Here is a 24,214-nt window from a genome sequence, read left to right as displayed (position 1 = left end):
GCTTGATAATAAGAATTTAGCCATATGGGTGGGTCAAGCTGCTATTGAGTATTTGCTAAATTTTATTGAGCAGCTTGACCGTTACAGCACACCAGCGCTTGTTAGGGCACCTGATATTGTCCATAGGGTGTATAGTAGTTGGGTTTTACTTTGTAATGCGGCTGTAAAAAAGCAACCAGGTCAATGAGTTCGGAAACGGTCAGGGCATCATTGATATTTGTCATTTTCGATTTTCCATTTTCATCGACGCTACCAAATGGGTGTCTTCGACTAATTTTGTGGGATGGATTAATGATACTGGTGACCAATTGCGCGTAGGTAGTAACCTTCGGAGAACTTCCACCAAGTTTAATGGTTGGCTCCATATCTAAGGCAATATTTTCATCTTTTATTCCCTCTATATTGTGACAGGCCAAGCATTGGTATTGCATAAATACTGCTTGTCCTTTGGTTTCGTCACCTTCGGGTAGACTAAAACCTGTGGGCGATGACACACCTGAATCGCAACTCCACATCAGGGTTGAGAGCATTAGTAACATTATTATCTTATACAAATTCATCGGAGTCTCCTGTTAGCATTACTTAGAGCTTGTGCCAAATATCTAACCGCAATCGGGCTTAATTTAGAAAGGTTTCAGCACAAATTTTACCTGCAAAAAAGTATTGCAAGTTTGAAAGGGTTGTATCCGTTACCTGGATCATTGACTCTCGGGTAAAAAATCCTTGATGACCGGTGATCAATACATTGGGAAAGGTTGCTAGCCTTTGATATATATCATCATCAACTTTTTCACAAAGGAGATCATGATTGAGTAGTTCAGATTCCATTTCATACATGTCTATTCCCAAATAGCCTATTTTGTTGCTCTTCAAGCCTGCCAGAAGGGCTTTTGTATTGACTAAGCCTCCTCTTGAGGTATTGATAAGCATCACACCATCTTTCATATTTTGCACGGCTTCATGATCAATCAAATGTTGAGATTCTGCCGTCAATGGGCAATGAAGGGTTATAACGTCGGCATTTTTTATTAAGTCTTGCAAAGATACATAGTCGCAGCCCAAAGACTTTATCTGGTCGGAAGGATTAATGTCGTTGCATAAAACACGACAACCAAAGCCTAACAAAATTTTAATCAGGGCTTGTCCTATCGCACCTGTCCCGATCACGCCGATTTTTTTATTGGCCAGATTAAAACCCAGTAAACCTTCTAGTTCAAAATTATTATCCACTACGCGGGAATACGCTTTGAAGAGTCTTCGGTCTAACGCCAAGATAAGCGCAATAGTATGTTCTGCTACTGACTCAGGTGAGTATCTGGGAACTCTCGATACGCCAATGCCGATTTCCTTGGCATATTCTAGGTCGATGTTATTAAAACCGGAACAGCGCAAGGCTATATGATGAATGCCAGACTCTTTTAAGGTATCAAGCACTTCACGGTTGACGATATCATCGACAAACACAGATATCGCATCAAAGGGTTTAGTCAGTAAAGCTGTTTCTGGGGTGAGTGCGCAATCCAAAAATTCCAATTCATAGCCATAATTGTGGTTGCGATTGTTAAAAAACTCTCGATCATAAGATTTACAGCTAAAGACACCGACTTTCATAGGGTTATCCTCTATCGTTGAGAAGTTGATGTTGCAAATTGTGCAAAAATCAAATTCACCGCTTGATTAACTTTAAACTCTAAATTTTGATAGGATTTGTGTGTGACTTTACCTACGGCTATCCCTTCCCATAATAGTTTATTGGTCTGTCTATCAATGATGTCAATATTCAGTGTCCCTTCAGTATATTGGCTAATGCGTTCATCAATTAGCGGGTAATCTAACCAGACCCCATACCCACTTCGATACATATAATAACGAGATACGGTGGCGGGATAGGTGACATCAATTTTATCTTCGACATGTACCTTAAAATTAACCCAAACGTCAGGCATATCTGATTCAACAAAGCCTTTGTTGGTCATTTCAGTGATTATTGCGGCTTTAATATAACGAGTCGCGATGGTTTCATATTCATCCTCTTTAAGGGCAAGTGAAGGATGAAAAGCAAAGGATTGATAATCGCTAATTTGTGCCGACTGATCCGCTAAAATATAAATACGTGGTACTGATTGGCAAGCAGATAGGAGTAGCACTGCGAATATGAAGATTGTTAATATTTGACATTGAATCGAATTTTTTCTCACCTAATAACCCTCCACACTAGATGGCACTATCATCTACCTAGTTTGAAAGGGCTTTTTGATTTAGGTCAATAATATGAATGTTAGGTAAAAATTTAACCAAGGGTTAAATTTGAGTAGATTTTTTAGCGTCAAGTACCATTTTGATTAAATGGGCGAGGGAGCTTGCTGCCATTTTGTCCATCACCCTGGCACGATGTATTTCCACCGTCCTTTGGCTTAAATGGATTTCGTTCGCAATCACTTTGTTTACCTTACCGTCAACTATTGCGGCTAACACTTGCTTTTCTCTGGTTGTTAGCATGGCTAATCTTTGCTGGGTAAGCTCAATATTAATCATTTTATGGTGGTTAAGTTTGCTAGTGGTCAGAGCTTGTTGAACAGCCTCGATGAGAACTTGTTCTCGGAAGGGTTTCTGGATAAATTCTAACGCACCATTTTTCATTGCCTGAACAGCTAAGGGAATATCGCCGTGTCCGGTTACAAATATAAGAGGCAATAAACATTTGCGCTCTTTGAGCTTATGCTGACATTCTATGCCACTCATTATAGGCATTCTAATATCCAAAACGATACAGCCTAGATTGTGATTGAAATCTGCATTATCAAAAGCACTCAAAAACTCGATGGCGTTTGGATACACGCAATTATCAATTCCGACGCTGTCGAGTAATAACGCCATTGAATCTAATACGGCTTCATCATCATCGACTAAATGTACTATCGGTCGAGGGCTAGCATCTGAGGATGCGGAATCTTTCATAAAGGGATCACTCCAGGGTATGTTGTAAGCTCGCTTGAGTGGAGTCATAGACCGGTAAACTAAATCCAAAGATACTGCCGTTGGGGTGATTATGCTTGTGGTATATGTTGCCTCCGTGGGCATGGACAATTGTTTGACTGATAGAAAGCCCCATCCCCATACCGTGCTCTTTGGTGGAGAAGAAAGGATTGAATAATTGGTGTTTCATCTCCTCATCTATACCTTGGCCGGTGTCGATGACTTTAATCTCAACAGTTTCAGGCTTCAATAAATTGATTTTAATTATTAAGGGGTGACCTGGCATGGCGTCCATCGCCTCAATACCATTGCGAATTAAGTTCAGCAGTACTTGTTGAATCTGAATAGGATCGGCCAATACAAAAAAGGCTAAGTTGTTTTCATTTTCGACCTTAACCTGATGCTCAAGTATCCTTGCGTCGATGTTAGCTAGTTCTATAGTCTCTTTGATCAGACCAATCAAATTGACTCTTTCCACCTTAGCCACACGAGTTTTAACAAACTGCCTTAAGCGGCTTATTACGTTGTTTGCCCGAATAGTTTGTTGATTGATTTTTTCTTGAACGGTTATGATTTTTTGATGATTGTCTGTTGATGCGCCTTGTAACAAATTCTTTGAAGCTTGGGCGTAACTAGCGATCGCGGATAGGGGCTGGTTCATCTCATGTGCAATGCCTGCTGTGAGCTCCCCCATAACACTTAATCGAGATGCGCGGCTTAATTTCTCGCGATTGTCTTCGGCTTCTTTGCGATGTTTTTCTTGCTCTGATATATCTCGAATAATACCGACAAATTGGCGATGACTAGAGTTTAGAACCTCACCAATACTGAGAAATATTGGAAAGGTTTCAAGATTACTTCGCTGTGCCAAGGTTTTGCGGCCTTTACCGATTATTTGTGCATGCCCAGTGGTTAAATAAGACGCCAAATAACCATCGTGTTCTTGTTTAAAGGGACTAGGCATTAACATCTTTATATTTTGGCCTAATACTTTATCACTTGAGTATAGGAACATCTTTTCAGCTGCTGTATTGAAAAGTTCGATAATGCCATGTTGATTAATAATGATTAGCGCATCCACCGCTGCGTTGAGAATAGCGTTTAACCTTTGTTCAGCATCAATATCCAGGTAGGTATGGGGAGATTTGGGCGCAGCAGTTTGTTCAGATGATGGTTTGTTTGGTTCAGACATGCTCAATTCCATAGTGATGCTAGCGTATAGGTATATACCGCAATTATTTACGCACAACAGCGAATATATACTCACCCTGTAAACGTTATAGTATGGATATATCAAACAAAAGCAAATTTTAGACAATTAAGCATTATGTCTGTGCTAAACCATAGGATATTGGGAAAACACAACAATGAATACTGCAGTCTCAACCGCTTTAGAACATCAGCCGAATATTCGTTTATTAGATGTATGCACCGGAAATAACTTGCCAACTGGTAATGACCGTCCTCGTACTGCCCATCGTATTTTCCATCGAAGAGATATACTTACCTATACCGGAGAAACATTTAAAGGGGTTTATATATTGCGTTCAGGCTCTGCAAAATCTTTTGTTACTGCCGATAATGGTGATGAACAAATTAATTGTTTCTATTACCCTGGCGATCTAATCGGATTAGATGGTTTTGATAATCGTTGCCATATGCAAAATGTGCAATTTCTCGAAACCAGCAGTGTGTGCTTTGTCAAAGAAAGTGAAATCAATGTACTACTCCAAACATCAGATGATTTTCGTCGCTGTTTTTTGCAAACCATGAGTCACGCGCTGGTATGTGAAAGCGCTATGATTATGAGTCTAAGTACCTGTAGCAGTGAGCAACGAGTTGTACAATTTATCCTTGATTTATCTAAGCGATTTGCAACACAAGGTTTGTCTGGGAAGGAATATCACCTGAGTATGACACGAACAGATATCGCAAATTATCTCGGCATGGCCATAGAGACAGTGAGCCGGATCTTTACCAATCTACAAGTAAAAAATATTATATTGGTTAAAAATCGTCAATTAAATATCTTGAATTACCAGGGCTTAAAGGCATTGTTACAGGCTGAGCCTTGTTCATCTTAGTAATCACGTCCTATTAAAACTGAGATAACCCAGTTTATGTATACTTACTGATCAATCAAATGATTGCTCATTGTCAAATTTACGCCAGCTTGATTGGGTTTTAATTGCTTTTAACTGCAAAATTTAAAACACACGGGAGTGGATGATGACAAATTATCAACAAATTTTAGTGGCGCTTGATATTTATTCAGAATATGACCCTATCCTCAGTCGAGCGTTAATGCTGGCTGAACAACCGAGTAATATCCATTTAGTCTTTGTCATTTTACCTTCCTCTTATTTCCAACCCTACATTAGTGGGGTGGGTAGTCAATTTGTGATTGATATTGAAACCCAAGCAAAAGAAAGACTGGCTGAAATCGGCAGAAAATTTAACATTCCCAAAAGTCATATACATGTGCTTGTTGGTGATGTATCTGATGAAATCAGATCGCTGGCCAGTAAAGTTGAAGCTGATTTAATCGTTATAGGTACACATGGACGGCAGGGGTTGAAGTTGTTGCTGGGCTCAACAGCCAATGCTGTTTTACATGGTGTTCATCGAGATGTACTAGCTGTCAGGGTAAAAGAAGAATAGCAAATCACTTGCACAGATGAAGTGATAAGATTAGCATTCGAAGCCTCTCACCGATAAAAATTAAGGCCATTGTGTGGACGAACCAGTGCACGTGGCTTATCGGTTTATTTTGATCTACAAGGAACACCACTATGCTCAAACCGATTGCCTTATTGCTGCAAGAAGCCACCCAAAATGCTCAGCTGGTCACAGCTCGACAAGCGAGTGTAGAATTAAAAAGCAATCACGGACTCCTGATAGATGTACGAGAGCCTGAAGAGCATAAAGCCGATCCTGCGGCCGGCGCAATTAATATACCTCGTGGAATATTGGAACCCAAAATATTGCAACTGGAGACCGATCCCGAGCGCCCCATCTATCTTCATTGCGCGTCATCTTTGCGGGCAGCTTTAGCTGCTGAGCAATTAACCCGTATAGGCTACAAAAATGTCAAAGTCATCACTTGTAAGATGGAAGAAATACGCAGCGCTTGTTTGTCATAGATAGCTGGACCCTAGCTCTAAAAAAAACATCGATAAGGTTCAACTACTTATCGATGTGTTCGCCTTTTTGAGCATACCACTGGTTAAGGCTGTACCAAATGTCTTCCGCGGTTTCAGCGAACCAGAATAACTCTTTGTCTTCCATATCGATCATGCCTTCTGCGGCGAGAAAATCAATATCGACTACCTGACGCCAAAACTCTTCGCCAACGAATACAACTGGAATGGGGGCAATTTTACGGGTTTGAATCAGGGTTAAGGTTTCAAAGACCTCATCTAAGGTGCCGTAGCCACCGGGGAAAGCAACTAACGCTTTAGCTCTTAATACGAAATGTAATTTTCGAATTGCGAAATAGTGGAACTGAAAACACATTTCTGGGCTAATGTAAGGGTTGGGAAACTGTTCATTTGGCAGGGTGATATTCAAGCCAATGGTTTTAGCACCAGATTCTGATGCGCCCCGGTTGGCCGCTTCCATTATGCCAGGACCACCACCGGTTACTATGACCAGATTGTGATCCTCAGGTCCTGCACCTGAGCGGCTTACCAGGGCGGCAAATTCTCTTGCCACTTGATAGTATTTACTCTTAAATAGTATTCGCTTGGCGACTTCAATTTGGCGTTTTAGCCGTGAGCTTTTAGGATGTTCAGCCAGTTCTTGTTCTAACCTGTCTAATTTGCGCTGGGCTGAATCGGGTTCAACGATGCGGGTACTTCCAAACACCACTATTGCGCGCTCTATACCATAGTGTTTGAGTATTTCCTGGGGCTTCAAGTAATCAAGTTGTAGTCGGATGCCACGCGCATTTTGACTGTTTAGAAAATCTATATCTTGAATCGCAGGAATATGACAGGAATTAGTTAAGATAGCGTTTAATTTATCAGTACTTTGTGGGTCTTCGCTAGCTGGTTTTGGTGTTTCCCAAGGCAGTGGAGACTTCCTTTTAAGCGGGGCGGCCGGTCGCGGGATTTGTGCTTTACTGGACTTGTCATCCATAGTTAACTACCTGTTACTGTCTATAATCGTTCTAAATTAGTCTTTTGTAGGCTTAGCTTCAAGTGTCACTAAGTTAAGTCTGTAGGATTATCACTGATAATTGAACAATTTTACGATCTGGATCAAAATCATGTCATCTGTTCAACGTAGATTAGGCTTTGGCAAGTAATATAAGTGGAAAATATGTCTGTCATTCAAAAAATAGTATTGGATATTCTAAAACCCCATCAACCCAATGCCGCAGATTTTGCCTTAGCGATTGTCGAGGCAGGCATTGATTACAAAGTTTACTTATCCGTTATTGAAGTAGATGAAAGCACTGAATCTCTTAGAGTAGAGATCCAAGCCGATGATATTAACTTTGAACAAGTGCAAACAATAATCAAGGGGCTAGGTGCAAGCATACATAGTGTCGATGAAGTGCATGCCTGCAACCTGAAGGTCAACTCGGCCCTTGGCAACTAGTTTTGAGTAATCCTATCAATGAGCTGGTGGCATTAAGCCAGTCTCAGGGCATCATTAGACGGTATTTCGTGGTCAATGGGTTTGATGGCGCGTTGACCATGCTCGGCTTAATTAGCGGATTCTTGTTTAGCCACAGCATCGATATTAGTAGCGTGATGAACGTTTGTTTAGGTGCAGCTATCGCCCTAAGTGTGAGTGGTTTTAGCAGTGCCTATGTGAGTGAAAGTGCTGAGCGAAAATACGTATTGAATAAACTGGAAGAGTCAATGTTGACGGACCTGAGTCAAACATCCCACGCTGAGGCTGCGCGTTGGGTGCCAATTTTTGTCGCACTGGTAAATGGCCTAGCGCCATTAGTGATTTCGCTGTTAATTTTGCTCCCCCTTTGGCTAGCTCATATAGGTATTGCGCTTCCCATTTCGCCACTATGGCTATGTGTCTGCATTGCAATGCTTTTAATTTTCACTTTGGGGATTTTTCTTAGCCAGGTGTCAGGTCATTCTTGGTTCATTAGTGGAATGAAAACGCTACTGGTGGGATTGGTCACGATTTTACTAATATATCTGATTGTCGAGGGCTAAGCCGATGGAACAGGCACAATGGCACAAACTCAGTGCCGAAGAAGTATTTGAGAGCTTATCATCTAGTCAGGCTGGCCTGACCACTGAAGAGGCAAGTAGCCGAATTGCGCAGTTCGGGAAAAATGCCTTACCTGATAGCCAACAAAAATCTATCTGGTTGTTATTCTTTCAGCAATTTACTGATTTGATGATAGTGATCTTATTATGCGCTGCGATTATCTCGGGCGTTATTGGAGAGCTAATTGACTCCATTGTCATCATGATCATTCTTGCTCTTAATGCGATGATGGGCACGTTTCAAGAGTATCGCGCCCAACAAGCTTTAAGCGCACTTAAACACTTAGCCGCCCCCAATGCCAATATCTGGCGAGATGGCAAGCTGTGCAGCGTATCGAGTGAATTATTGGTTCCCGGTGATGTGGTTCACTTAGAGCAAGGAAATATTGTACCAGCAGACTTACGAGTGGTTTCGGTAGAAGGGTTAAAGGTCGATGAGTCGTCGCTCACCGGAGAGTCCATTCCTGTAGATAAGCAGATTGATGCACTGACGGCTGCAACGGTTTCCCTTGGCGATAAGTCTAATTTGGTATTTAAAAATACCAATGTGGTGAAAGGAAAATGTCTCGCCGTGGTGGTGGAAACCGGCATAAACACCGAGGTAGGGAAAATAGCTAACTTGCTTCAAAATAAGCAAGAGACCAAAACCCCACTGCAGATAAGATTGATGCGCTTTAGTCGTTACTTAGCTGCAGCGGTCTTGATTATATGCCTTATAGTATTAGTGGCAGGTGTACTGCAAGGTCAGCCCTTGCTGTTGATGTTTCTGACTGCGGTGAGCCTGGCCGTGGCAGCTATTCCAGAAGCATTACCAGCAGTAATAACCATATCCTTAGCTTTGGGTGCCCGTAATCTTTTTAAGCAACATGCTTTAGTGCGTAATTTGCCTGCTGTTGAAACCCTAGGCTCGGTAACCTACATATGTACCGACAAAACGGGAACCCTGACACAAAATAAAATGTCAGTTTCTACGCTCTACACCGAAAATACTTTTTTCGAACAGTTACCCCAGACCAGTGTAGAGTTAGGTCAAGCGCTGGCATTGTGTAACAATGTAATTTATCAGCAGCAGAAAGGATTCGGCGAGGCGACTGAATTGGCGCTGTTTGAACTGGCACTCAAAAGTGGCTTTGATAAAAAGCTACTCGAAGAAACCATGCCACGCACGGCCGCTATCGAATTTGATAGTAAACGCAAATTAATGACTACCTTACATCCATCAAGCAGTGGTTATGTAGCTTACGTAAAAGGGGCACCTGAGCGTGTTATTGAACGCTGCGTCGATGCTCATACTAATGAGCTACCCAGCCCGTTCTGTGTTCAAAGTTTACTGGAGCAAGTGGATAATCTCTCAGCCCAAGGTTTGAGAGTGTTGGCCATTGCAAAGCGAGATTTTAGCCAACTACCTGATTCTATAACTACTGAATCAGTAGAGACTGATTTACAATTTTTAGGCTTAGTGGGTCTCATTGATCCTCTTCGTCCTGAGGTTCCCCAAGCCGTCAAAGATTGTGTATCCGCAGGCATTATTCCGGTGATGATTACTGGGGATCATCAGGGCACGGCTTTGGCTATCGCTCGACAGTTAAACATCGCTCAACAACAGAGTGAAATATTAAGCGGCGAGCAATTAGCCCAATTATCACAACAGCAATTGATCGACAAAGTCACCGAGATCCGTTTGTATTCTAGGGTGTCACCGGAGCAAAAACTTAATATAGTCGCGGCCTTACAACAAAACCACCAATTTGTTGCTATGACCGGAGACGGGGTGAATGATGCACCTGCATTGCAACGAGCGGACATTGGCATCGCAATGGGGAAAAAAGGTACTGATGTAGCAAGAGGCGCATCTGACATGGTGTTATTAGACGACGACTTTTCCACTATAGTTCGTTCAGTGCAAGCGGGTCGCAGAATATTTGACAACATCAGAAAATTTATCAAATACACTATGAGTTCTAATTCTGGCGAGATTTGGACATTGTTTCTTGCGCCCCTGTTAGGCTTGCCGATTCCACTCTTGCCGATTCACATTTTGTGGATTAATTTAGTCACAGATGGCTTGCCGGGGCTTGCTTTTAGTGCTGAAAAAGCAGAGAGAAATATAATGCAGCGCCCCCCTAGACCGGTACAAGAAAATATCTTTGCCCATGGTATGTGGCAGCATATACTCTGGGTTGGCTTGCTAGTCGGCGGGTTATGCATAACCGTTTTGGCGTGGGATATATCGGCTGGCAACAGCTATTGGCAAACGTCGGTATTTACCGTACTAGTTTTTGCCCAATTATTTCATTCTATCGGCGTTCGCAGTGAAATAGATTCAATTTTCAGTATTGGATTAATGAGTAATAAACCTATGGTTTATGCCGTTTCAATTACGGTGCTATTGCAGCTTGCTGTTATATACATTCCTAGTTTAAATGACATCTTTCATACCCAGCCCTTGCCAATAGAAACGCTATTAATCTGTGTGTTGGTGTCTTCAGTTGTACTTTGGGCAGTAGAAATTGAGAAGTACCTTATTCGCAAGTTTGATATTTATAACAACAGCTAAGCAGTTTAGTATTCCAAAACCGCTAACGCTCAATGATTTGACCTATATCAATATCCTTGTGGCGACAGATATTATAGTTAGATAAATATCATTTCACATTTGAGACACTGCAAATGAATGTCGGTGAAATATGCACTAAAGGAGTACCTTCTGTCACGGCCCTCACTTCAGTCTTTGATGTTGCGCGTATTATGCGCCAACAACAAGTAAGCAGAGTGATAGTGATGGATTTTCGGAATAAAGATCTAGTACCTGAAGGGGTTCTCACCGAACGGGATTTGGTCCTTGAGGTATTGGCTTGCAAAATCAGTCCTCAAACTGTCACCGCCGGCGACATTTTAACCTCTGAATTAGTTTGTGTTAGCGAAAACTTGAGTGTTATTCAGGCCTTGAAGAAAATGCGCTATTTCGCCGTTAGTCATGCGGTGGTGGTTGATATACATGGTCGCCTAGTTGGCTTGCTTAACCGGGAAAATATACTGCCGTTTCTAACTTATACAATCAATCAAGCGGTTAACTTAAAAAGCACTGATAACCTGGATGAAACATTGGATTTCTTCGCTAACAAATAACCTCATTGTCACAGCTGAAAGGGGTTTAGAATTATGCTTGGATTTTTATCTAAAAAATAAACAAAGTTTGATAGAGATCAATTGCAAACGCGCAGTTTGTTTTAAGCTAAGCCTCAGTTAATCGCAAACAAAGTGAGTAAAGCATATGGAAAATTATAGCGCGGATAAAGCCAAAGAAGAGTTAAATAGACTGGTGGAAGAAGTTAAGCAAGAACGTGATGAAATGATCGTCAAAGCACATTTGCTAAAAGCCGATGCAAAAGATGAGCTGGCTAAAGTGGACAAGCAGTGGGAACACTTTAAAGCGAAGAGCGCTCAAGTAGGTAGGGAAGCAAAAGATGCCTCTGGAGATGTTACTGCGGCTGTAAAACTATTGGGCGAAGAGATAATTAATAGTATAAAACGTATTCGCCGAAGCCTTTAAAATCTTGCAGGCTTATTTACGATAGGGCCTAAGATTTGTGACTTAGAGCCCTAAATTTTTAAGTATAAAATCTATATATCTTGTTTTGAAAGCTGGTCAACATTGACAAAACAGTTCTCAAAAAATACGTCCAATAAGTATTCCACTTCTTTCAGTTCGGTTTTGAACACATCAAGCATACTTTCGAGTCTAATTTTGACATGGTCAAATTCGCGGTTACCAAATTTCACTTCATCACAGGCTTTTAGATACGCCGAAATTAAGTCAGCAGCTTTTACGATAGTTTTATAGGCTGGGTCTACCTTAGATTGCACAATCAGTCCCTCGAATGCTGACTGCAATTCAATTGGCAGGGTTTTCAAACATTCGATCTCGGCAATTTCTTCTAGTTTCTTAAATTCTTTGGTTAACTCAGGGTTATGGTATTTAGTAACGTGATTGATGTCTTGTAGCTTGGTCTCAGAAACTTCATGGTATAACGCGATAGTTGCTGCTTTCTCAGGATTTAAATTCCCACCAAAATACTGGTTTCTGATGAGTACCAACAAATGCGCGATAACCGCTACTTGATGGGAATGCTCAGCGATATTTTCTTTCTTGACCGAATGCATCAACGCCCATCTCTTGATCAATGGCATTCTGATTATCCAGGCTAAAAAGGTACTTTTTTTCATTGTATTCCTGTTGTTTTCAATATTGGGAAGGACATTTAGGGTTTACTTTTACGCAGTCTATTTTATCAGAAAATCACCACGGGTTGGTGTTTGATGAAGGATATCCTAAGTATTTACCCCACACCGCAGATAAACCGTATGTGCGGTGTGAAGTGTTCAAGATATTCAGTTGACTTGTTTATAGTTTGCAAAGAAATTCGCGATACGCTCAATGGCGGGGATCAAGATGTCTTTGTGAGGCAAAAATACTAACCTAAAGTAACAGCCGTCTTTAAGGTTAAAAGCTTTACCATGCACCAATAAGATTTTTTCATTGCATAGCAAATCCAATATCATCTGCTCATCACTGGTTATATTAAACTTCTGAGCGTCTACTTTTGCGAAACAATACATTGCGCCTTTAGGTGCAACACAAGTAATCCCATCGATATTATTGAGCATAGAAACGGCAATATCCCGTTGTACTTTTAAGCGTCCACCGTCAACTACCAGATCGTTAATACTTTGATAACCCCCTAGCGCAGTCTGGATCGCATGCTGGCAGGGGACATTGGCGCACATTCGCATTGACGAAAGAATGTTCAGTCCTTCAATATAGTTCTTTGCGATCATTTTGTTACCACTGACTACTAGCCATCCAGCTCTAAAGCCAGCTATTCGATAGTTCTTAGACAGGCCGCTTAACGTGATAAAAAATATGTCATCAGCCATAGACGCAATACAATGATGCTCGGCAGAATCGTATAAAATCTTGTCATATATTTCGTCGCTAAAAATAACCAGGCCAAACTCTCTGGCCAGTTCGATGACCTGCTGCATAAGATCCTTAGTGTATACCGCACCCGTTGGGTTATTGGGATTGATCAGCACTATGGCTTTGCTGTTTGGGGTTATTTTGGCACGAATATCATCTATATCAGGAAACCAGTTGGCTTGTTCATCACAGCGGTAATGCACAGGGGTGCCAGACGACAAGCTAACCGCTGCCGTCCAAAGAGGATAATCTGGACTGGGAATTAACACTTCATCTCCGGCATTAAGTAAAGCCTGCATTGCCATAACAATCAGTTCACTCACCCCATTACCAATGAATACGTCATCTACGGAAACATGTTTAATATTTTTTTGCTGGTAGTACTGCATTACCGCTACACGGGCTGCATAGATCCCCGTTGCGTCGGAATAACCTTGCGCGGTGGGTAGGTTGTGGATCACGTCTTTGAGAATATCTTCAGGTGCATCAAAACCAAACGGGGCAGGGTTTCCAATATTCAGCTTTAAGATCCGGTGCCCTTCATCTTCCATCTTTTTAGCCACGGTTAATATTGGTCCACGAATGTCGTAACAGACATCCTCTAATTTATTGGATTTTTTGATTATTTTCATTTACTTGAATGCCCTCCGACTGAAGTCACAGAGTAATACAGGCGACGGTGCCTGTTAAGAAGAATTTTGCTGAAATCCTGAATGTTGAATATAAGTCAAACATACATCTGTTTACAATTTGAACGTTGAATATAGTTAAGTTGCAGCTCACAATCTAGTAGTTAAATACCAAAGGAGTCTATATGCCATTACCTTTGATTTTGCTTGGGGCAGGCCTAGCTGCGCTTTACGCAAGAGACAAATATACCGATTCAGCAATACGAAACTCTGTCGAAGTATCCAGCTATCCTGGAGAGGATGACCTATCTGTGCTCCCCCAAGATGGCGCGATTGTCAGTTGTGGAATATTTGGCATGTTTGATCACACTGGGATTTGGTTGGACGGCAACATTATTGAACTGCGCGGAAATGGCTTGATCCGCGCTATTTCAGCGCAACGCTTTTTAGCTAATCGAAGTGGTAAGAAAATCTATATTTTATGTGATGAGTTCGCTCAGCCTCTTATTGCTGAGTCGGCATTAGACAATGCCACAGCCCAGCTTTATCAATATAGTAAATACCATGTTATCCGCAATAATTGTCATCGTTTTGTATGGCGCTGCGTGAGCGGTCAACCTACTGCAATTACTAGTTTTTACGACCTTAACCAAGCTCTCTATGGATATTTTTCTACCTCATTAAAATGGTTACTATGCCAAATAAATTAACGCCCTAGCGTGCAAACTTAAAATGCTTGCATATACTGAAATATGTGTACGATGCTAATAAGCATTGTGATTAGGTTTTATTGCTTAATTTTATTGAGGATCCTATATGTCACATCATTTTAAGGAAGAGCCACATAATGCCATTACGGATAGTGGTATTGCTAGGGTCATTCCCTGCAAAGAGTTAGAAATGGGCGACCCGTTAAAGTGGCTAGCACTTGGCCTAAAAGACCTGTTAAAAGCCCCCTTGTTAGCGGTTTTCTATGGTGTGTTTTTTGCCGCAATCCCCTGGCTGATCACCTATCTAGTGCGACTAACCGGTTGGCATTTGGTTATTTTACCCGCGATGGTATGTTTTATGTTGATTGGGCCATTTTTAGCTGCTGGTTTATACGATGTAAGTTGGGAGTTAGAAAAAGGCCACAAGCCCAGTTTATGGCATTCTATTAAAGCGGTAAAACGCAATGCGGTGAACGAATGGGGCTTCGGCATATTACTGATGGTCTTGATGATATTTTGGTTGCGGGTTGCCTCAATGATCCATGCGTTATATCCACCATATCTTGGCGATAGCTTAGAAGAGCTAATCCCTTTTCTGGCTTTAGGATCAATTGTCGGGGCTGTGTTTACCGGTATTGTATTTTTACTCAGCGCCTTTACCCAACCCATTTTGATGGAGCGCAAGGTAGACCTTGCAACTGCGGTATTGAGCAGTGTAAATGCGGTATGGCTTAACAAAGGTCCAATGTTTATATGGGCTATGATCATCTTCACTACAGTAGTGATTGGTTTTCTTACTGGTTTCATCGGTTTTATATTTCTGATGCCACTGATTGCCTTTGCCACCTGGCATGGCTATATCGATACTATTGAAACTAAGCGGGAACGTAAATACGTTTAAGGGAGAGTCAAATCAAGCTCTAATGAATGTGGCCGGATAAACTCCACCGGCCCATAGTTTCAATCATTAGATTTAAGCTTACGATTATGGATAGCAGTTACAGTGTTAACAAAATATATCAAACTGCCATTAGGATGGGTATTTCACTGGTCCAGTACATTTATGCTAATTGACTTAAAAATATTAGGATAAATATCCTAATAACTGGTATTTAAAGCCTTAATGTCACCTATCTAAATCATTTCCTTTCGCTAATTTAGCAACAACTCTGCAGCCGCACTAGACTACTATTAACATCTTAATAACACAGTCAATAGCATTTACAGGATCATTGATGAAAGACAGAAATCATCTTTCCGATATCGGTTTGACCCACAATGTTGAAATCATTGAAAACGGTCTAATTGATATACCTATGTTGCAAATTTTGCAACCAGATGGCACCGCTCATGAGGCCTCTGAGCTGCCCGATATTGATCAGCAAACATGCGATCGGATCCTTAAAACCATGCACTACATTCGGGTTTTAGATGAACGCATGATTGCCGCCCAACGTCAGGGACGAATTAGTTTCTATTTAGCCTGTTCTGGCGAAGAAGCATCTACAGTTGGCAGCGCGGCTGCGTTGCAACCTCAAGACATGATTATGTCTCAGTATCGTGAGCAGGGTGCCTTGGCCTATCGAGGTTACACTACAGAGCAATTTATGGATCAGATGTTTAGTAATCAAAATGATCCAAATAAAGGTCGCCAGATGCCCATACATTATGGCGACAAAACCCTTAATTTCATGACCATATCATCTCCCCTAGGCACGCAAATCCCACAAGCCTCAGGCTATGCCTATGGGCAAAAAATGGCTGGACTTGACGCTGTAACTATTTGTTACTTCGGTGAAGGTGCGGCATCAGAAGGGGATTTTCATGCGGGACTTAATCTGGCCGCAGTATTGAATTGTCCAGCTATATTCTTCTGTCGAAATAATGGCTATGCCATCTCTACTCCTTCAGAGGAACAATTTGCCGGTGATGGTATTGCCTCAAGAGGAATTGGTTATGGGGTGAAAACCATACGGGTTGATGGAAATGACGTTTTGGCTGTGTATGCCGCCACTAAAAAAGCTCGTGAGATGGCCATTGCCCATCAGTGTCCCGTGTTGATCGAAGCCATGACTTATCGCTTAGCTGCCCATTCCACCTCGGATGATCCTACTGGTTATCGTTCTAAAGAGGAAGAAGCCAAGTGGAGAATAAAGGATCCCGTTTTACGTTTCGAAAAATGGTTAGCTGGTAAAGGCTGGTTCGATAGCGAAGTGATAACTCAATTTGTTGAGCAATCTAGACAAGACGTATTGAAAGCCCTGAAGGTGTCTGAAAAAGTGCCTATTTGTCATATCGATCAAATCATTGAAGATGTTTACGACACGCCCCCTTGGCATTTAAAAGAGCAATTAGATTCTCTTAAACTACATATGGCAAAGTATCCCGATGCCTATCCAAAAACGTCAGGGAGATTGTCCAATGATTAAGATGAATATGTTACAGGCGGTCAACAGCGCCTTAATTACCGTGATGGAAGCAGACCAAACAGCCATGGTATTTGGTGAAGATGTAGGACATTTCGGTGGCGTTTTTCGTGCGACCAGTAATCTTCAAGAAAAATTTGGCAAAGGGCGTTGTTTCAATACGCCGTTAACGGAACAAGGTATTATTGGTTTCGCTAATGGCCTAGCATCACAAGGCTCAACGGCAATCGCAGAGATCCAGTTCGCCGATTATATATTTCCTGCCTTTGATCAAATTGTAAATGAGACGGCAAAATTCCGTTATCGCTCAGGTGGCCAATTTACCTGTGGCTCTTTAACCATTCGTACGCCTTATGGCGGTGGTATTGCCGGTGGTCATTATCACTCTCAATCTCCAGAAGCTTATTTTGCTCATACCCCGGGTATGAAAATAGTGGTACCTCGCAACCCTTATCAGGCTAAAGGCCTGTTATTGGCATCTATTCGTGACGATAATCCAGTGTTGTTTATGGAGCCAAAAAGATTGTATAGGGCGTCCGTAGGAGAGGTGCCCGAGGAAGATTATGAACTTCCACTGGGGAAAGCTGAAGTGACTAAGCAAGGCAGTGATATCACTTTATTAGCTTGGGGCGCTCAGATGGAAATTCTGGAACAAGCCGCCGCTATGGCTGAAAAAGATGGTATCTCTTGTGAAATTATTGATTTGCGCAGTATTTTGCCGTGGGATGCAGAGACTATATGTGAATCTGTGATGAAAACCGGACGTCTATTAATTAACCATGAAGCACCGTTGACTGGCGGCTTTGCCAGTGAAATCGCCGCTACAGTACAAGAAAAATGCTTCTTGTATTTAGAGTCACCGATTTCCCGTGTATGTGGCTTAGATACACCATATCCACTGGCCCATGAAAAAGAATACATGCCGGATCACCTTAAAACCTATGAAGCGATAAAACGCTCAGTTAACTTTTGATCAGGAGAAGAAAATGAAAGATTTTATTTTACCTGACATAGGTGAAGGTATCGTCGAGTGTGAATTACTCGAGTGGTTAGTTAAAGAAGGTGATGTGATCGAAGAAGATCAGCCCATTGCAGAAGTCATGACCGATAAAGCCACAGTGCAAATACCGGCAATGTATGCTGGTAAAGTGGCAAAGTTGTATTACAAAACCGGTGATATTGCCAAAGTTCATGCACCGCTGTTCGCTATGCATGAAGACAGCGATGACAGCCCGTCGCAGGCAGTAAGAGTTGAACAATCCGCAGTGGTGAGTGAAGCGGCCGAAGTCTGTAAACCTGTCTTGGCGACTAGCAACACTGAAGATTTCATTTTACCTGATATCGGTGAAGGGATAGTGGAATGTGAAGTGGTCAAATGGTTAATTAGTGAAGGGGATATGATCGAAGAAGATCAGCCCGTGGTAGAGGTGATGACCGATAAAGCCCTGGTTGAGATCCCAGCTAAATACTCAGGCCAGGTTACTCAATTATATTATGCCCAAGGCGATATTGCCAAAGTCCACTCGCCATTATATGCACTAGTTGTCGAGGGAGAAGCCGCAGCAATGCAGAGCCCATCTACTGCTGCAAATAGCACGCACAAAGACACTTCGACACCGCTAATTGCGCAAAATAAAGCGCAAAAGACGCAAGGTAATATTGTTGCTGGCAATGGCAAAGCTCTAGCAAGCCCCGCGGTTCGACGCTTAGCTCGAGAAAACAACCTACAGCTAGGGCAAGTGTCTGGCTCAGGTAAAAAAGGACGGGTATTAAAACAAGATATACAACAGCACTTAAGCGAGCTGCCATCATCAAATGATGCACCTAGGGAGTCTAGGGAAACTAACGCTCATCAAGTGGAAAAAAGTGGAACTCGTGTAGTTCCGATTAAAGGCATTAAAGCTGCAATGGCAAGGCAAATGTCTAACTCCGCGTTCACCATTCCTCATTTTAGTGTCAGTGAGGAAGTCAATATGGATGAATTGATTAAAGTTCGCACCCAGTTGAAAGCAGAATTTGCTGCTAAAGACGTGAAATTGAGTTTTATGCCATTCTTCATTAAAGCTATGTCTATGGCATTAAAGGCCTTCCCAGTAATCAATAGTCAGGTGAATGAAGATTGTACTGAGTTGACCTATTTCGATGATCACAATATTGGCCTAGCGGTAGATTCGAAAATTGGTTTGTTAGTGCCGAACATCAAGCAAGTGCAAACTTTATCCTTGTTTGAAGTGGCGCAAGAAGTCAATCGACTGATCGATTTGGCCCGTGAAGGAAAGCTGGGTAACAGTGATTTGAAGGGTGGTACAATCAGTATCTCAAATATCGGGGTGTTAGGCGGAACCACGGCTACGCCTGTAATTAATAAACCAGAAGCTGCGATAGTTGCATTAGGGAAAATGCAGCGTTTACCGCGATTTGATGCCGACGACAATGTAGTGGCAGTAAATATTATGCATGTTAGTTGGTCAGGTGATCACCGGATTATTGATGGAGCAACTATGGTAAAGTTCAACAATCTTTGGAAGTCCTATTTGGAAAACCCGCTAAGTATGTTGACTGATCTACGCTAGTCAGGATATTTTTAGCATATTGAATCTTACCTAACAGCCCTTTATGTTTGATAAAGGGCTGTTTTTATGAAGGCTGCCTTTATTCTATGTTTAGCTATCGTCATAGCTTTCACGCTGGAAATCACGCTGATGTGTTAAAACACCTAACTCAAATGCTGATCATCGAAAAATTACTGCAAAAAAATAAACCCGCCATATATTTTGACACCCACAGCGGTGGTGGTCTCTACGATTTGAGCGGCGAAGAAGCTCTTAAAACCGAAGAATTTAGAGATGGTATCGGTAAATTATCCGCTTCTGTTGATGGGAGCCATCCGGCTATATCGCGTTATTTAGATCTAGTGGAACGCTTTGCCAGACATCAGCAATATCCAGGGTCACCGATGATTGCCAGCGAAATGTTGCGAGAACAAGACCGTATGGTTTTAATGGAGTATCACAACACTGAGATCGATAATTTACGTCATCATTTAACCAAAGGCGATGTCCAATGCGATCTTGGCATTCATCACAGAGATGGCTTTGAAGGGTTGCTCGCTATGCTGCCGCCAACACCTGCTCGAGGCTTGGTATTGATTGACCCGCCTTATGAGGTGTTGGATGAATATCAGCAGGTGACGTCTGCTATGCAAGCCGCATTCAAAAAGTGGCCGATTGGCACCTACGCCTTATGGTATCCGTTATTGTCGAGCCGTGCAGGGGCCAAGTCTGGCCAAAGTGAGAGAATGCTCGGCACCCTCAGTCAATTAGATGCGAAGAACATCCTTAGTGTGACCTTACAAGTTAAAGACAATCAAGAAGACAGTGGCATGTATGGTTCTGGCTTATTGATCGTAAATGCTCCTTGGCAATTAGATGAAACCTTACAACAGGTGCTGCCTGAGCTACATGACGCGTTAGTGGATGACCCCGCCACCGGAACATACTCGGTCGCATGGTTAAAACAACCGGATTGAGTCGCGTAAATGCCTGTCGCTGATCTTAAGCACTTTTATATACCTGACGAGCAATCAATATATTTGCTGTCCCATAAAGATGCGCAAAAACTAAAAGATTGGTTCGCCCTATGTAAAGAGCAACTTGAGCTTTTAGGCTATTTTGACATTGAATTGATTGGCAAAGGAGCCTTTGGCTTTGCCTTTGCGGGAAAAGATCCACAGTTAAATGAACTTGTCTTTAAATTTTCACGGATCAATTTACCCCAACATGTACAAGACCGCTTAGAAGAAGAAGCCTACATGTTGAGTCAGGTTGACCACGTAAATGTACCTGCTCTTATTGAATTCCAAAGAATTAAAAAACAAGCCATCTTGGTGATGGAGCGAGCTAAAGGCGTCGACTTGGATGTCTACTCTTTGCGTCATGGCCCCTTGTCACCAAGGCTAATCGTCAGCATCGCCTATCAGCTTTGTGAAATATTAATCTTCTTACGTCAACATCAGCAAAATGGTATTGCAAAACCGATAGTTCATGGTGACATTAAACCATCCAATTTGGTTTTTGACGAGCTTACCGAAACCGTCGCATTAATCGATTGGGGCTCTTGCGTCTATGCGCAAATTGACGAGCATGGACAATATATTGCTAATAATGTAATGGACTTGATGTCAGCGGATATGCAGCAAACCAATGCACGTTTAGGTGATGTATATTTTATTGGTGAGGAGCAACTGAATGGGGAGTTATCCAGTCCTCGTTTTGACGAGCAAGGTTTAGCAAGTACCTTGTATGCTTTAGCATCTGGGCAATCCTGTCGGTTTGGTTGCCAGGTTATTACTCCTAATGGATTGGGGTTACCTCAGGCTCTGGCTGAAACCCTCACCGCGATGTTGAGTGACGAGCCAAATTTGCGCCGCAAAGGTGGGGATTATTTTATACAGAATATGCGCCATATGCGTAATATTGTTTTTGCTGAACAAGATGAGCTTAGCTACCAAGCGCTGATCCCCACTTGGACGTTCCCGAAAGTAAAAGATATAGATACGGTGGTGTATAGCTCACGTAAATCTTTTTTACGGGTGGAAAATGAAGAAATCGATCTCGACTTAAATTATCTAAATGATGCACAATTCGAGCGGTACTATAAAAATTACATGCAAGGCATGGGGGAAACTGAAAAAGCCTTTATCTCTGCGGTAAGCCGCTTAGGTAAATATCCTGTGGTAGGTGGCTTGGTGGTTAGGTGGCAGCCAGAGGGTGTCTATATTGATTCTAGTCTTAATCTATTCGATCCCAGCCTTAAGCAGTCCTTTGAAGTATCAGTCAATAATATGGTCACTCTGGCCAGAGCCATCCACCGTGTAGGTGTGTTCAAAAGTTGTATGTTTAACGCGCGGGATACTCTGCATCTGGAGCGTGACAGCGAGGAGCAGCCTTTTATCCCTGGTGTAGAGATGCAAATTCCTTACGAGGTGAGCAAGGTCTCGATTACGGAAGACCAGAGCCGCAACCACTCATATTTTGAAGATGGTGAAGACCCGGATGAGCTACTCGCATTACCCTCGGGCTTAATGTCAATCATTCGCCAACTCAATAGTATTCACCATACCGGTTGTATGATTTTCGAGGCACTACCTACCCATCTGAAAATCCATAGTTATTATACTTTGCTTGATCACAGTATGGAGCTTGAGTTTAAAAGTCTGCTGAAAGAAGTCATCGAATTATTGCCGCAAATTAATGGGCTGGGCATTTCTGGCTTTATGAAATTGCCATACAAAGATACCCGCTATTTTGAACATGCCCCAGGCTTGCCCGAAAAATATTATCCAAAAAAGCCGAAATAAGCGCCGTTTCGAGCAACTCATTATTTTCTTTGTTTGTCTTCAACTGCTATCAGGTTATCAAGCGTGTTAATCTAGCAATAATAGAATAAATATTTTAAAACATTGGTGTAATATAACCGGCGTTAAATTTTATATACAGGAAACTAGATGACAGACGTGAAATTGCAGACCTTGTTGGAATTGGAAAAAATTGAAAATTCCCTCTACCGTGGTCAAAGTTGGGACTTAGGTTTCAGAGCATTGTTTGGTGGTCAAGTTATGGGCCAAGCGTTAGCTGCCGCGCAAAGAACTTTGCCAGATGGGCGGTTAACACATTCATTTCACTCCTATTTTCTATTACCTGGAGATGCGAATTATCCTGTTTTATATGATGTAGAAAATGTCCGCGACGGCAGAAGCTTTTCTACTCGCAGAGTTAAAGCGATTCAAAATGGCAAAAATATTTTTTATTTAACAGCCTCATTCCAGCAGCCCGAACCAGGCTTAGAGCATCAATTTGCCGAAATGCCTAATGTTCCGCCACCAGAAGAAGTTGAATCAGATTTATCTTTTTTTGAAAAAACCATTGATCAAATATCTGAGCGCATGCGTGAAGCTATTAGCTATCACAAGCCTCTCGATATTCGTACTGTTCAAACCATAGATCCGATGAAGCCTGTCAAAACCGAACCTAGACGCTACATCTGGATGAGAGCGCAGGAAGTTATTACCGGTGGTATCAATATGAATCAAGCCATGCTTGCATATGCCTCTGATTATCATTTCTTAGCAACCTCGCTGCAGCCCCATGGCATTTCGGTACGCAATAAGCAGTTACGCATGGCGACCATTGACCATGCTATGTGGTTTCATCACCCCTTTAGCTTTGATGAATGGTTACTCTATGCCGCCGAGAGTCCCTTCAGCGGAGGAGCGAGAGGCTTGGTTCGTGGTCAATTTTTCAATCAGCAAGGTGTGCTAGTAGCATCTACCATGCAAGAAGGCTTAATGCGAAAGGTGGAGGTTTAATATGTTGTATTCATTAGCAGAACGTAAGGTAAATAAAGACCCTAGCGTTTTTATAGCACCTGGGTGTCATATTATTGGTTCCGTAAATCTGCACAAAGACAGTAGTTTGTGGTTCAACGTAGTCGTGCGAGGAGATTGTGATGAAATTACAGTTGGAGAGCAAAGTAATATCCAGGATGGCTCGGTACTGCATACCGATGAAAACGTACCGCTACTGATCGGCAAAGGGGTCACTGTTGGACATAAAGTAATGTTACACGGTTGTGAGATAGGCGATTATAGCTTGGTTGGGATCAATGCAGTGGTTCTGAACGGCGCTAAAATTGGTCGCTATTGCATTATTGGTGCTAACAGCCTAGTGACTGAGAATATGCAGATCCCTGACGGTTCATTAGTCATGGGAAGTCCAGCAAAAGTGGTGAAGACTATTCCGCAGGAAAAACACAAGTTGCTCGAGGCATCTGCCAGTCACTATGTTGAAAACGCCAAGCGGTACATGGAGTCACTAGTCACTCAAGCTGAATGAGAACAAAAAAAGGCCCGAAAATATTACTAAATTCGGGCTTAGGGGATTGGCTCGTTTACTGAGCCTTGCGCTAACTCTAACTTCTGCAGGGAGAAGTTATCCAACTACATTATGGATAGTAAAAGTGTAGTCAAGACTGAGAGATTTGATCAAGTATCTAGCCATCTTTTTTATTTTATATATAAATTAGTTAGTTACTGTAAATGCAGGAGGCTTTTTTGACGTTTAGAAGGATTTCGATCTCAAGTTACCCACATGTTGATAACACTATATGCACAGGGTTATGCACATCTGGCCAGCTAAATTCAAATATTGTCAGACATCTTTTAGAAGCATTATTAAATCTATATCTGCAT

The 24,214-nt window shown here is 42.1% G+C and carries 25 protein-coding genes; 17 read left to right on the top strand and 8 right to left on the bottom strand.

Features of this window, described 5'->3' with window-relative positions:
* Positions 1 to 101: 101 nt before the first annotated feature.
* From QR722_RS09940 to QR722_RS09920, 5 genes are all read right to left on the bottom strand, one after another.
* On the bottom strand, positions 102 to 560 hold the full coding sequence (locus QR722_RS09940) for a c-type cytochrome (RefSeq protein WP_286282678.1): 459 nt from the start codon (positions 558 to 560) through the stop codon (positions 102 to 104).
* A 58-nt stretch (positions 561 to 618) separates the two neighbouring features.
* Entirely contained in the window at positions 619 to 1,611 is a 993-nt protein-coding gene (locus tag QR722_RS09935; protein WP_286282677.1) for a 2-hydroxyacid dehydrogenase, read from the bottom strand.
* Between the two features lie 11 nt (positions 1,612 to 1,622).
* Positions 1,623 to 2,198, bottom strand: coding sequence for a DUF4136 domain-containing protein (locus QR722_RS09930; protein ID WP_286282676.1), 576 nt, complete (start codon positions 2,196 to 2,198; stop codon positions 1,623 to 1,625).
* Positions 2,199 to 2,301: 103 nt separating this feature from the next.
* Positions 2,302 to 2,958 (bottom strand): response regulator transcription factor, encoded by a 657-nt coding sequence (locus tag QR722_RS09925; protein WP_286282674.1) that lies wholly within the window; start codon positions 2,956 to 2,958, stop codon positions 2,302 to 2,304.
* Positions 2,959 to 2,965: 7 nt separating this feature from the next.
* Positions 2,966 to 4,168 carry a two-component system sensor histidine kinase NtrB gene (locus tag QR722_RS09920; protein WP_286282672.1) on the bottom strand — a complete coding sequence of 401 codons (1,203 nt, stop codon included), beginning with the start codon at positions 4,166 to 4,168 and terminating at the stop codon, positions 2,966 to 2,968.
* A gap of 175 nt (positions 4,169 to 4,343) precedes the next feature.
* On the opposite strand from QR722_RS09920, the gene QR722_RS09915 reads away from it, so the two are divergent.
* From QR722_RS09915 to QR722_RS09905, 3 genes are all read left to right on the top strand, one after another.
* Entirely contained in the window at positions 4,344 to 5,060 is a 717-nt protein-coding gene (locus QR722_RS09915) for a helix-turn-helix domain-containing protein (protein WP_286282671.1), read from the top strand.
* 145 nt (positions 5,061 to 5,205) lie between these two features.
* Positions 5,206 to 5,637: a universal stress protein gene (locus QR722_RS09910; protein ID WP_286282670.1), complete on the top strand. Its 432-nt coding sequence runs from the start codon at positions 5,206 to 5,208 to the stop codon at positions 5,635 to 5,637.
* 131 nt (positions 5,638 to 5,768) lie between these two features.
* Positions 5,769 to 6,119 (top strand): rhodanese-like domain-containing protein, encoded by a 351-nt coding sequence (locus QR722_RS09905; protein WP_286282669.1) that lies wholly within the window; start codon positions 5,769 to 5,771, stop codon positions 6,117 to 6,119.
* A gap of 43 nt (positions 6,120 to 6,162) precedes the next feature.
* Here the strand turns inward: QR722_RS09905 and QR722_RS09900 are convergent, their stop codons facing one another.
* Positions 6,163 to 7,116: an LOG family protein gene (locus QR722_RS09900; protein WP_286282668.1), complete on the bottom strand. Its 954-nt coding sequence runs from the start codon at positions 7,114 to 7,116 to the stop codon at positions 6,163 to 6,165.
* Between the two features lie 183 nt (positions 7,117 to 7,299).
* Between QR722_RS09900 and QR722_RS09895 the strand changes: the two genes are divergently transcribed.
* The 5 genes from QR722_RS09895 to QR722_RS09875 all read left to right on the top strand — a co-directional run bounded on the left by QR722_RS09895 (position 7,300) and on the right by QR722_RS09875 (position 11,772).
* Positions 7,300 to 7,581: a DUF211 domain-containing protein gene (locus QR722_RS09895; protein WP_286282667.1), complete on the top strand. Its 282-nt coding sequence runs from the start codon at positions 7,300 to 7,302 to the stop codon at positions 7,579 to 7,581.
* Between the two features lie 2 nt (positions 7,582 to 7,583).
* Positions 7,584 to 8,162 carry a VIT1/CCC1 transporter family protein gene (locus QR722_RS09890; RefSeq protein ID WP_286282666.1) on the top strand — a complete coding sequence of 193 codons (579 nt, stop codon included), beginning with the start codon at positions 7,584 to 7,586 and terminating at the stop codon, positions 8,160 to 8,162.
* 4 nt (positions 8,163 to 8,166) lie between these two features.
* Positions 8,167 to 10,776, top strand: coding sequence for a cation-translocating P-type ATPase (locus QR722_RS09885; protein WP_286282665.1), 2,610 nt, complete (start codon positions 8,167 to 8,169; stop codon positions 10,774 to 10,776).
* Positions 10,777 to 10,889: 113 nt separating this feature from the next.
* On the top strand, positions 10,890 to 11,348 hold the full coding sequence (locus QR722_RS09880; RefSeq protein ID WP_286282664.1) for a CBS domain-containing protein: 459 nt from the start codon (positions 10,890 to 10,892) through the stop codon (positions 11,346 to 11,348).
* A 145-nt stretch (positions 11,349 to 11,493) separates the two neighbouring features.
* The gene (locus QR722_RS09875) at positions 11,494 to 11,772 is read left to right on the top strand and encodes a hypothetical protein (protein WP_286282663.1); all 279 of its coding nucleotides are present in this window, start codon (positions 11,494 to 11,496) and stop codon (positions 11,770 to 11,772) included.
* Positions 11,773 to 11,843: 71 nt separating this feature from the next.
* Here QR722_RS09875 and yfbR read toward each other — a convergent pair whose 3' ends face one another.
* Both yfbR and QR722_RS09865 read right to left on the bottom strand, forming a co-directional pair.
* On the bottom strand, positions 11,844 to 12,446 hold the full coding sequence (gene yfbR / locus QR722_RS09870; RefSeq protein WP_286282662.1) for a 5'-deoxynucleotidase: 603 nt from the start codon (positions 12,444 to 12,446) through the stop codon (positions 11,844 to 11,846).
* Positions 12,447 to 12,611: 165 nt separating this feature from the next.
* Positions 12,612 to 13,832, bottom strand: coding sequence for a pyridoxal phosphate-dependent aminotransferase (locus QR722_RS09865; protein WP_286282661.1), 1,221 nt, complete (start codon positions 13,830 to 13,832; stop codon positions 12,612 to 12,614).
* Positions 13,833 to 14,014: 182 nt separating this feature from the next.
* Here QR722_RS09865 and QR722_RS09860 point away from each other — a divergent pair, with 182 nt between their 5' ends.
* The 9 genes from QR722_RS09860 to QR722_RS09820 all read left to right on the top strand — a co-directional run bounded on the left by QR722_RS09860 (position 14,015) and on the right by QR722_RS09820 (position 23,858).
* The gene (locus QR722_RS09860; protein ID WP_286282660.1) at positions 14,015 to 14,539 is read left to right on the top strand and encodes a C40 family peptidase; all 525 of its coding nucleotides are present in this window, start codon (positions 14,015 to 14,017) and stop codon (positions 14,537 to 14,539) included.
* 106 nt (positions 14,540 to 14,645) lie between these two features.
* Positions 14,646 to 15,440, top strand: a complete 795-nt coding sequence (locus QR722_RS09855) for a DUF2189 domain-containing protein (RefSeq protein WP_286282659.1) — start codon at positions 14,646 to 14,648, stop codon at positions 15,438 to 15,440.
* Positions 15,441 to 15,774: 334 nt separating this feature from the next.
* The gene (locus QR722_RS09850; protein WP_286282658.1) at positions 15,775 to 16,968 is read left to right on the top strand and encodes a thiamine pyrophosphate-dependent dehydrogenase E1 component subunit alpha; all 1,194 of its coding nucleotides are present in this window, start codon (positions 15,775 to 15,777) and stop codon (positions 16,966 to 16,968) included.
* On the top strand, positions 16,961 to 17,938 hold the full coding sequence (locus tag QR722_RS09845) for an alpha-ketoacid dehydrogenase subunit beta (protein WP_286282656.1): 978 nt from the start codon (positions 16,961 to 16,963) through the stop codon (positions 17,936 to 17,938). Before QR722_RS09850 ends, QR722_RS09845 begins: the two co-directional genes overlap by 8 nt.
* A 13-nt stretch (positions 17,939 to 17,951) precedes the next feature.
* Positions 17,952 to 19,538, top strand: a complete 1,587-nt coding sequence (locus QR722_RS09840; protein WP_286282655.1) for a dihydrolipoyllysine-residue acetyltransferase — start codon at positions 17,952 to 17,954, stop codon at positions 19,536 to 19,538.
* A gap of 86 nt (positions 19,539 to 19,624) precedes the next feature.
* Positions 19,625 to 20,494, top strand: coding sequence for a 23S rRNA (adenine(2030)-N(6))-methyltransferase RlmJ (locus QR722_RS09835; protein WP_286282654.1), 870 nt, complete (start codon positions 19,625 to 19,627; stop codon positions 20,492 to 20,494).
* Between the two features lie 9 nt (positions 20,495 to 20,503).
* Positions 20,504 to 22,324 carry a serine/threonine protein kinase gene (locus tag QR722_RS09830; RefSeq protein WP_286282653.1) on the top strand — a complete coding sequence of 607 codons (1,821 nt, stop codon included), beginning with the start codon at positions 20,504 to 20,506 and terminating at the stop codon, positions 22,322 to 22,324.
* Between the two features lie 147 nt (positions 22,325 to 22,471).
* The gene (locus tag QR722_RS09825; RefSeq protein ID WP_286282652.1) at positions 22,472 to 23,332 is read left to right on the top strand and encodes an acyl-CoA thioesterase; all 861 of its coding nucleotides are present in this window, start codon (positions 22,472 to 22,474) and stop codon (positions 23,330 to 23,332) included.
* A 1-nt stretch (position 23,333) separates the two neighbouring features.
* A complete protein-coding gene (locus QR722_RS09820; protein WP_286282651.1) occupies positions 23,334 to 23,858 on the top strand; it encodes a gamma carbonic anhydrase family protein in 525 nt (174 codons plus the stop codon).
* Positions 23,859 to 24,214: the final 356 nt, after the last annotated feature.

Origin of the sequence: Aliiglaciecola sp. LCG003, assembly GCF_030316135.1 — a bacterium.
In the GTDB taxonomy this organism is placed as follows: domain Bacteria; phylum Pseudomonadota; class Gammaproteobacteria; order Enterobacterales; family Alteromonadaceae; genus Aliiglaciecola.
This window is presented reverse-complemented; position numbering and strand designations above follow the sequence as displayed.

Bases quoted from the DNA above. Each gene is read 5' to 3' on its own strand.
- QR722_RS09940 (WP_286282678.1), bottom strand. From the start codon at position 560: ATGAATTTGTATAAGATAATAATGTTACTAATGCTCTCAACCCTGATG.
- QR722_RS09935 (WP_286282677.1), bottom strand. From the start codon at position 1,611: ATGAAAGTCGGTGTCTTTAGCTGTAAATCTTATGATCGAGAGTTTTTT.
- QR722_RS09925 (WP_286282674.1), bottom strand. From the start codon at position 2,958: ATGAAAGATTCCGCATCCTCAGATGCTAGCCCTCGACCGATAGTACAT.
- QR722_RS09920 (WP_286282672.1), bottom strand. From the start codon at position 4,168: ATGTCTGAACCAAACAAACCATCATCTGAACAAACTGCTGCGCCCAAA.
- QR722_RS09915 (WP_286282671.1), top strand. From the start codon at position 4,344: ATGAATACTGCAGTCTCAACCGCTTTAGAACATCAGCCGAATATTCGT.
- QR722_RS09910 (WP_286282670.1), top strand. From the start codon at position 5,206: ATGACAAATTATCAACAAATTTTAGTGGCGCTTGATATTTATTCAGAA.
- QR722_RS09905 (WP_286282669.1), top strand. From the start codon at position 5,769: ATGCTCAAACCGATTGCCTTATTGCTGCAAGAAGCCACCCAAAATGCT.
- QR722_RS09900 (WP_286282668.1), bottom strand. From the start codon at position 7,116: ATGGATGACAAGTCCAGTAAAGCACAAATCCCGCGACCGGCCGCCCCG.
- QR722_RS09895 (WP_286282667.1), top strand. From the start codon at position 7,300: ATGTCTGTCATTCAAAAAATAGTATTGGATATTCTAAAACCCCATCAA.
- QR722_RS09885 (WP_286282665.1), top strand. From the start codon at position 8,167: ATGGAACAGGCACAATGGCACAAACTCAGTGCCGAAGAAGTATTTGAG.
- QR722_RS09880 (WP_286282664.1), top strand. From the start codon at position 10,890: ATGAATGTCGGTGAAATATGCACTAAAGGAGTACCTTCTGTCACGGCC.
- QR722_RS09875 (WP_286282663.1), top strand. From the start codon at position 11,494: ATGGAAAATTATAGCGCGGATAAAGCCAAAGAAGAGTTAAATAGACTG.
- yfbR (WP_286282662.1), bottom strand. From the start codon at position 12,446: ATGAAAAAAAGTACCTTTTTAGCCTGGATAATCAGAATGCCATTGATC.
- QR722_RS09865 (WP_286282661.1), bottom strand. From the start codon at position 13,832: ATGAAAATAATCAAAAAATCCAATAAATTAGAGGATGTCTGTTACGAC.
- QR722_RS09860 (WP_286282660.1), top strand. From the start codon at position 14,015: ATGCCATTACCTTTGATTTTGCTTGGGGCAGGCCTAGCTGCGCTTTAC.
- QR722_RS09855 (WP_286282659.1), top strand. From the start codon at position 14,646: ATGTCACATCATTTTAAGGAAGAGCCACATAATGCCATTACGGATAGT.
- QR722_RS09850 (WP_286282658.1), top strand. From the start codon at position 15,775: ATGAAAGACAGAAATCATCTTTCCGATATCGGTTTGACCCACAATGTT.
- QR722_RS09845 (WP_286282656.1), top strand. From the start codon at position 16,961: ATGATTAAGATGAATATGTTACAGGCGGTCAACAGCGCCTTAATTACC.
- QR722_RS09840 (WP_286282655.1), top strand. From the start codon at position 17,952: ATGAAAGATTTTATTTTACCTGACATAGGTGAAGGTATCGTCGAGTGT.
- QR722_RS09835 (WP_286282654.1), top strand. From the start codon at position 19,625: ATGTTTAGCTATCGTCATAGCTTTCACGCTGGAAATCACGCTGATGTG.
- QR722_RS09830 (WP_286282653.1), top strand. From the start codon at position 20,504: ATGCCTGTCGCTGATCTTAAGCACTTTTATATACCTGACGAGCAATCA.
- QR722_RS09825 (WP_286282652.1), top strand. From the start codon at position 22,472: ATGACAGACGTGAAATTGCAGACCTTGTTGGAATTGGAAAAAATTGAA.
- QR722_RS09820 (WP_286282651.1), top strand. From the start codon at position 23,334: ATGTTGTATTCATTAGCAGAACGTAAGGTAAATAAAGACCCTAGCGTT.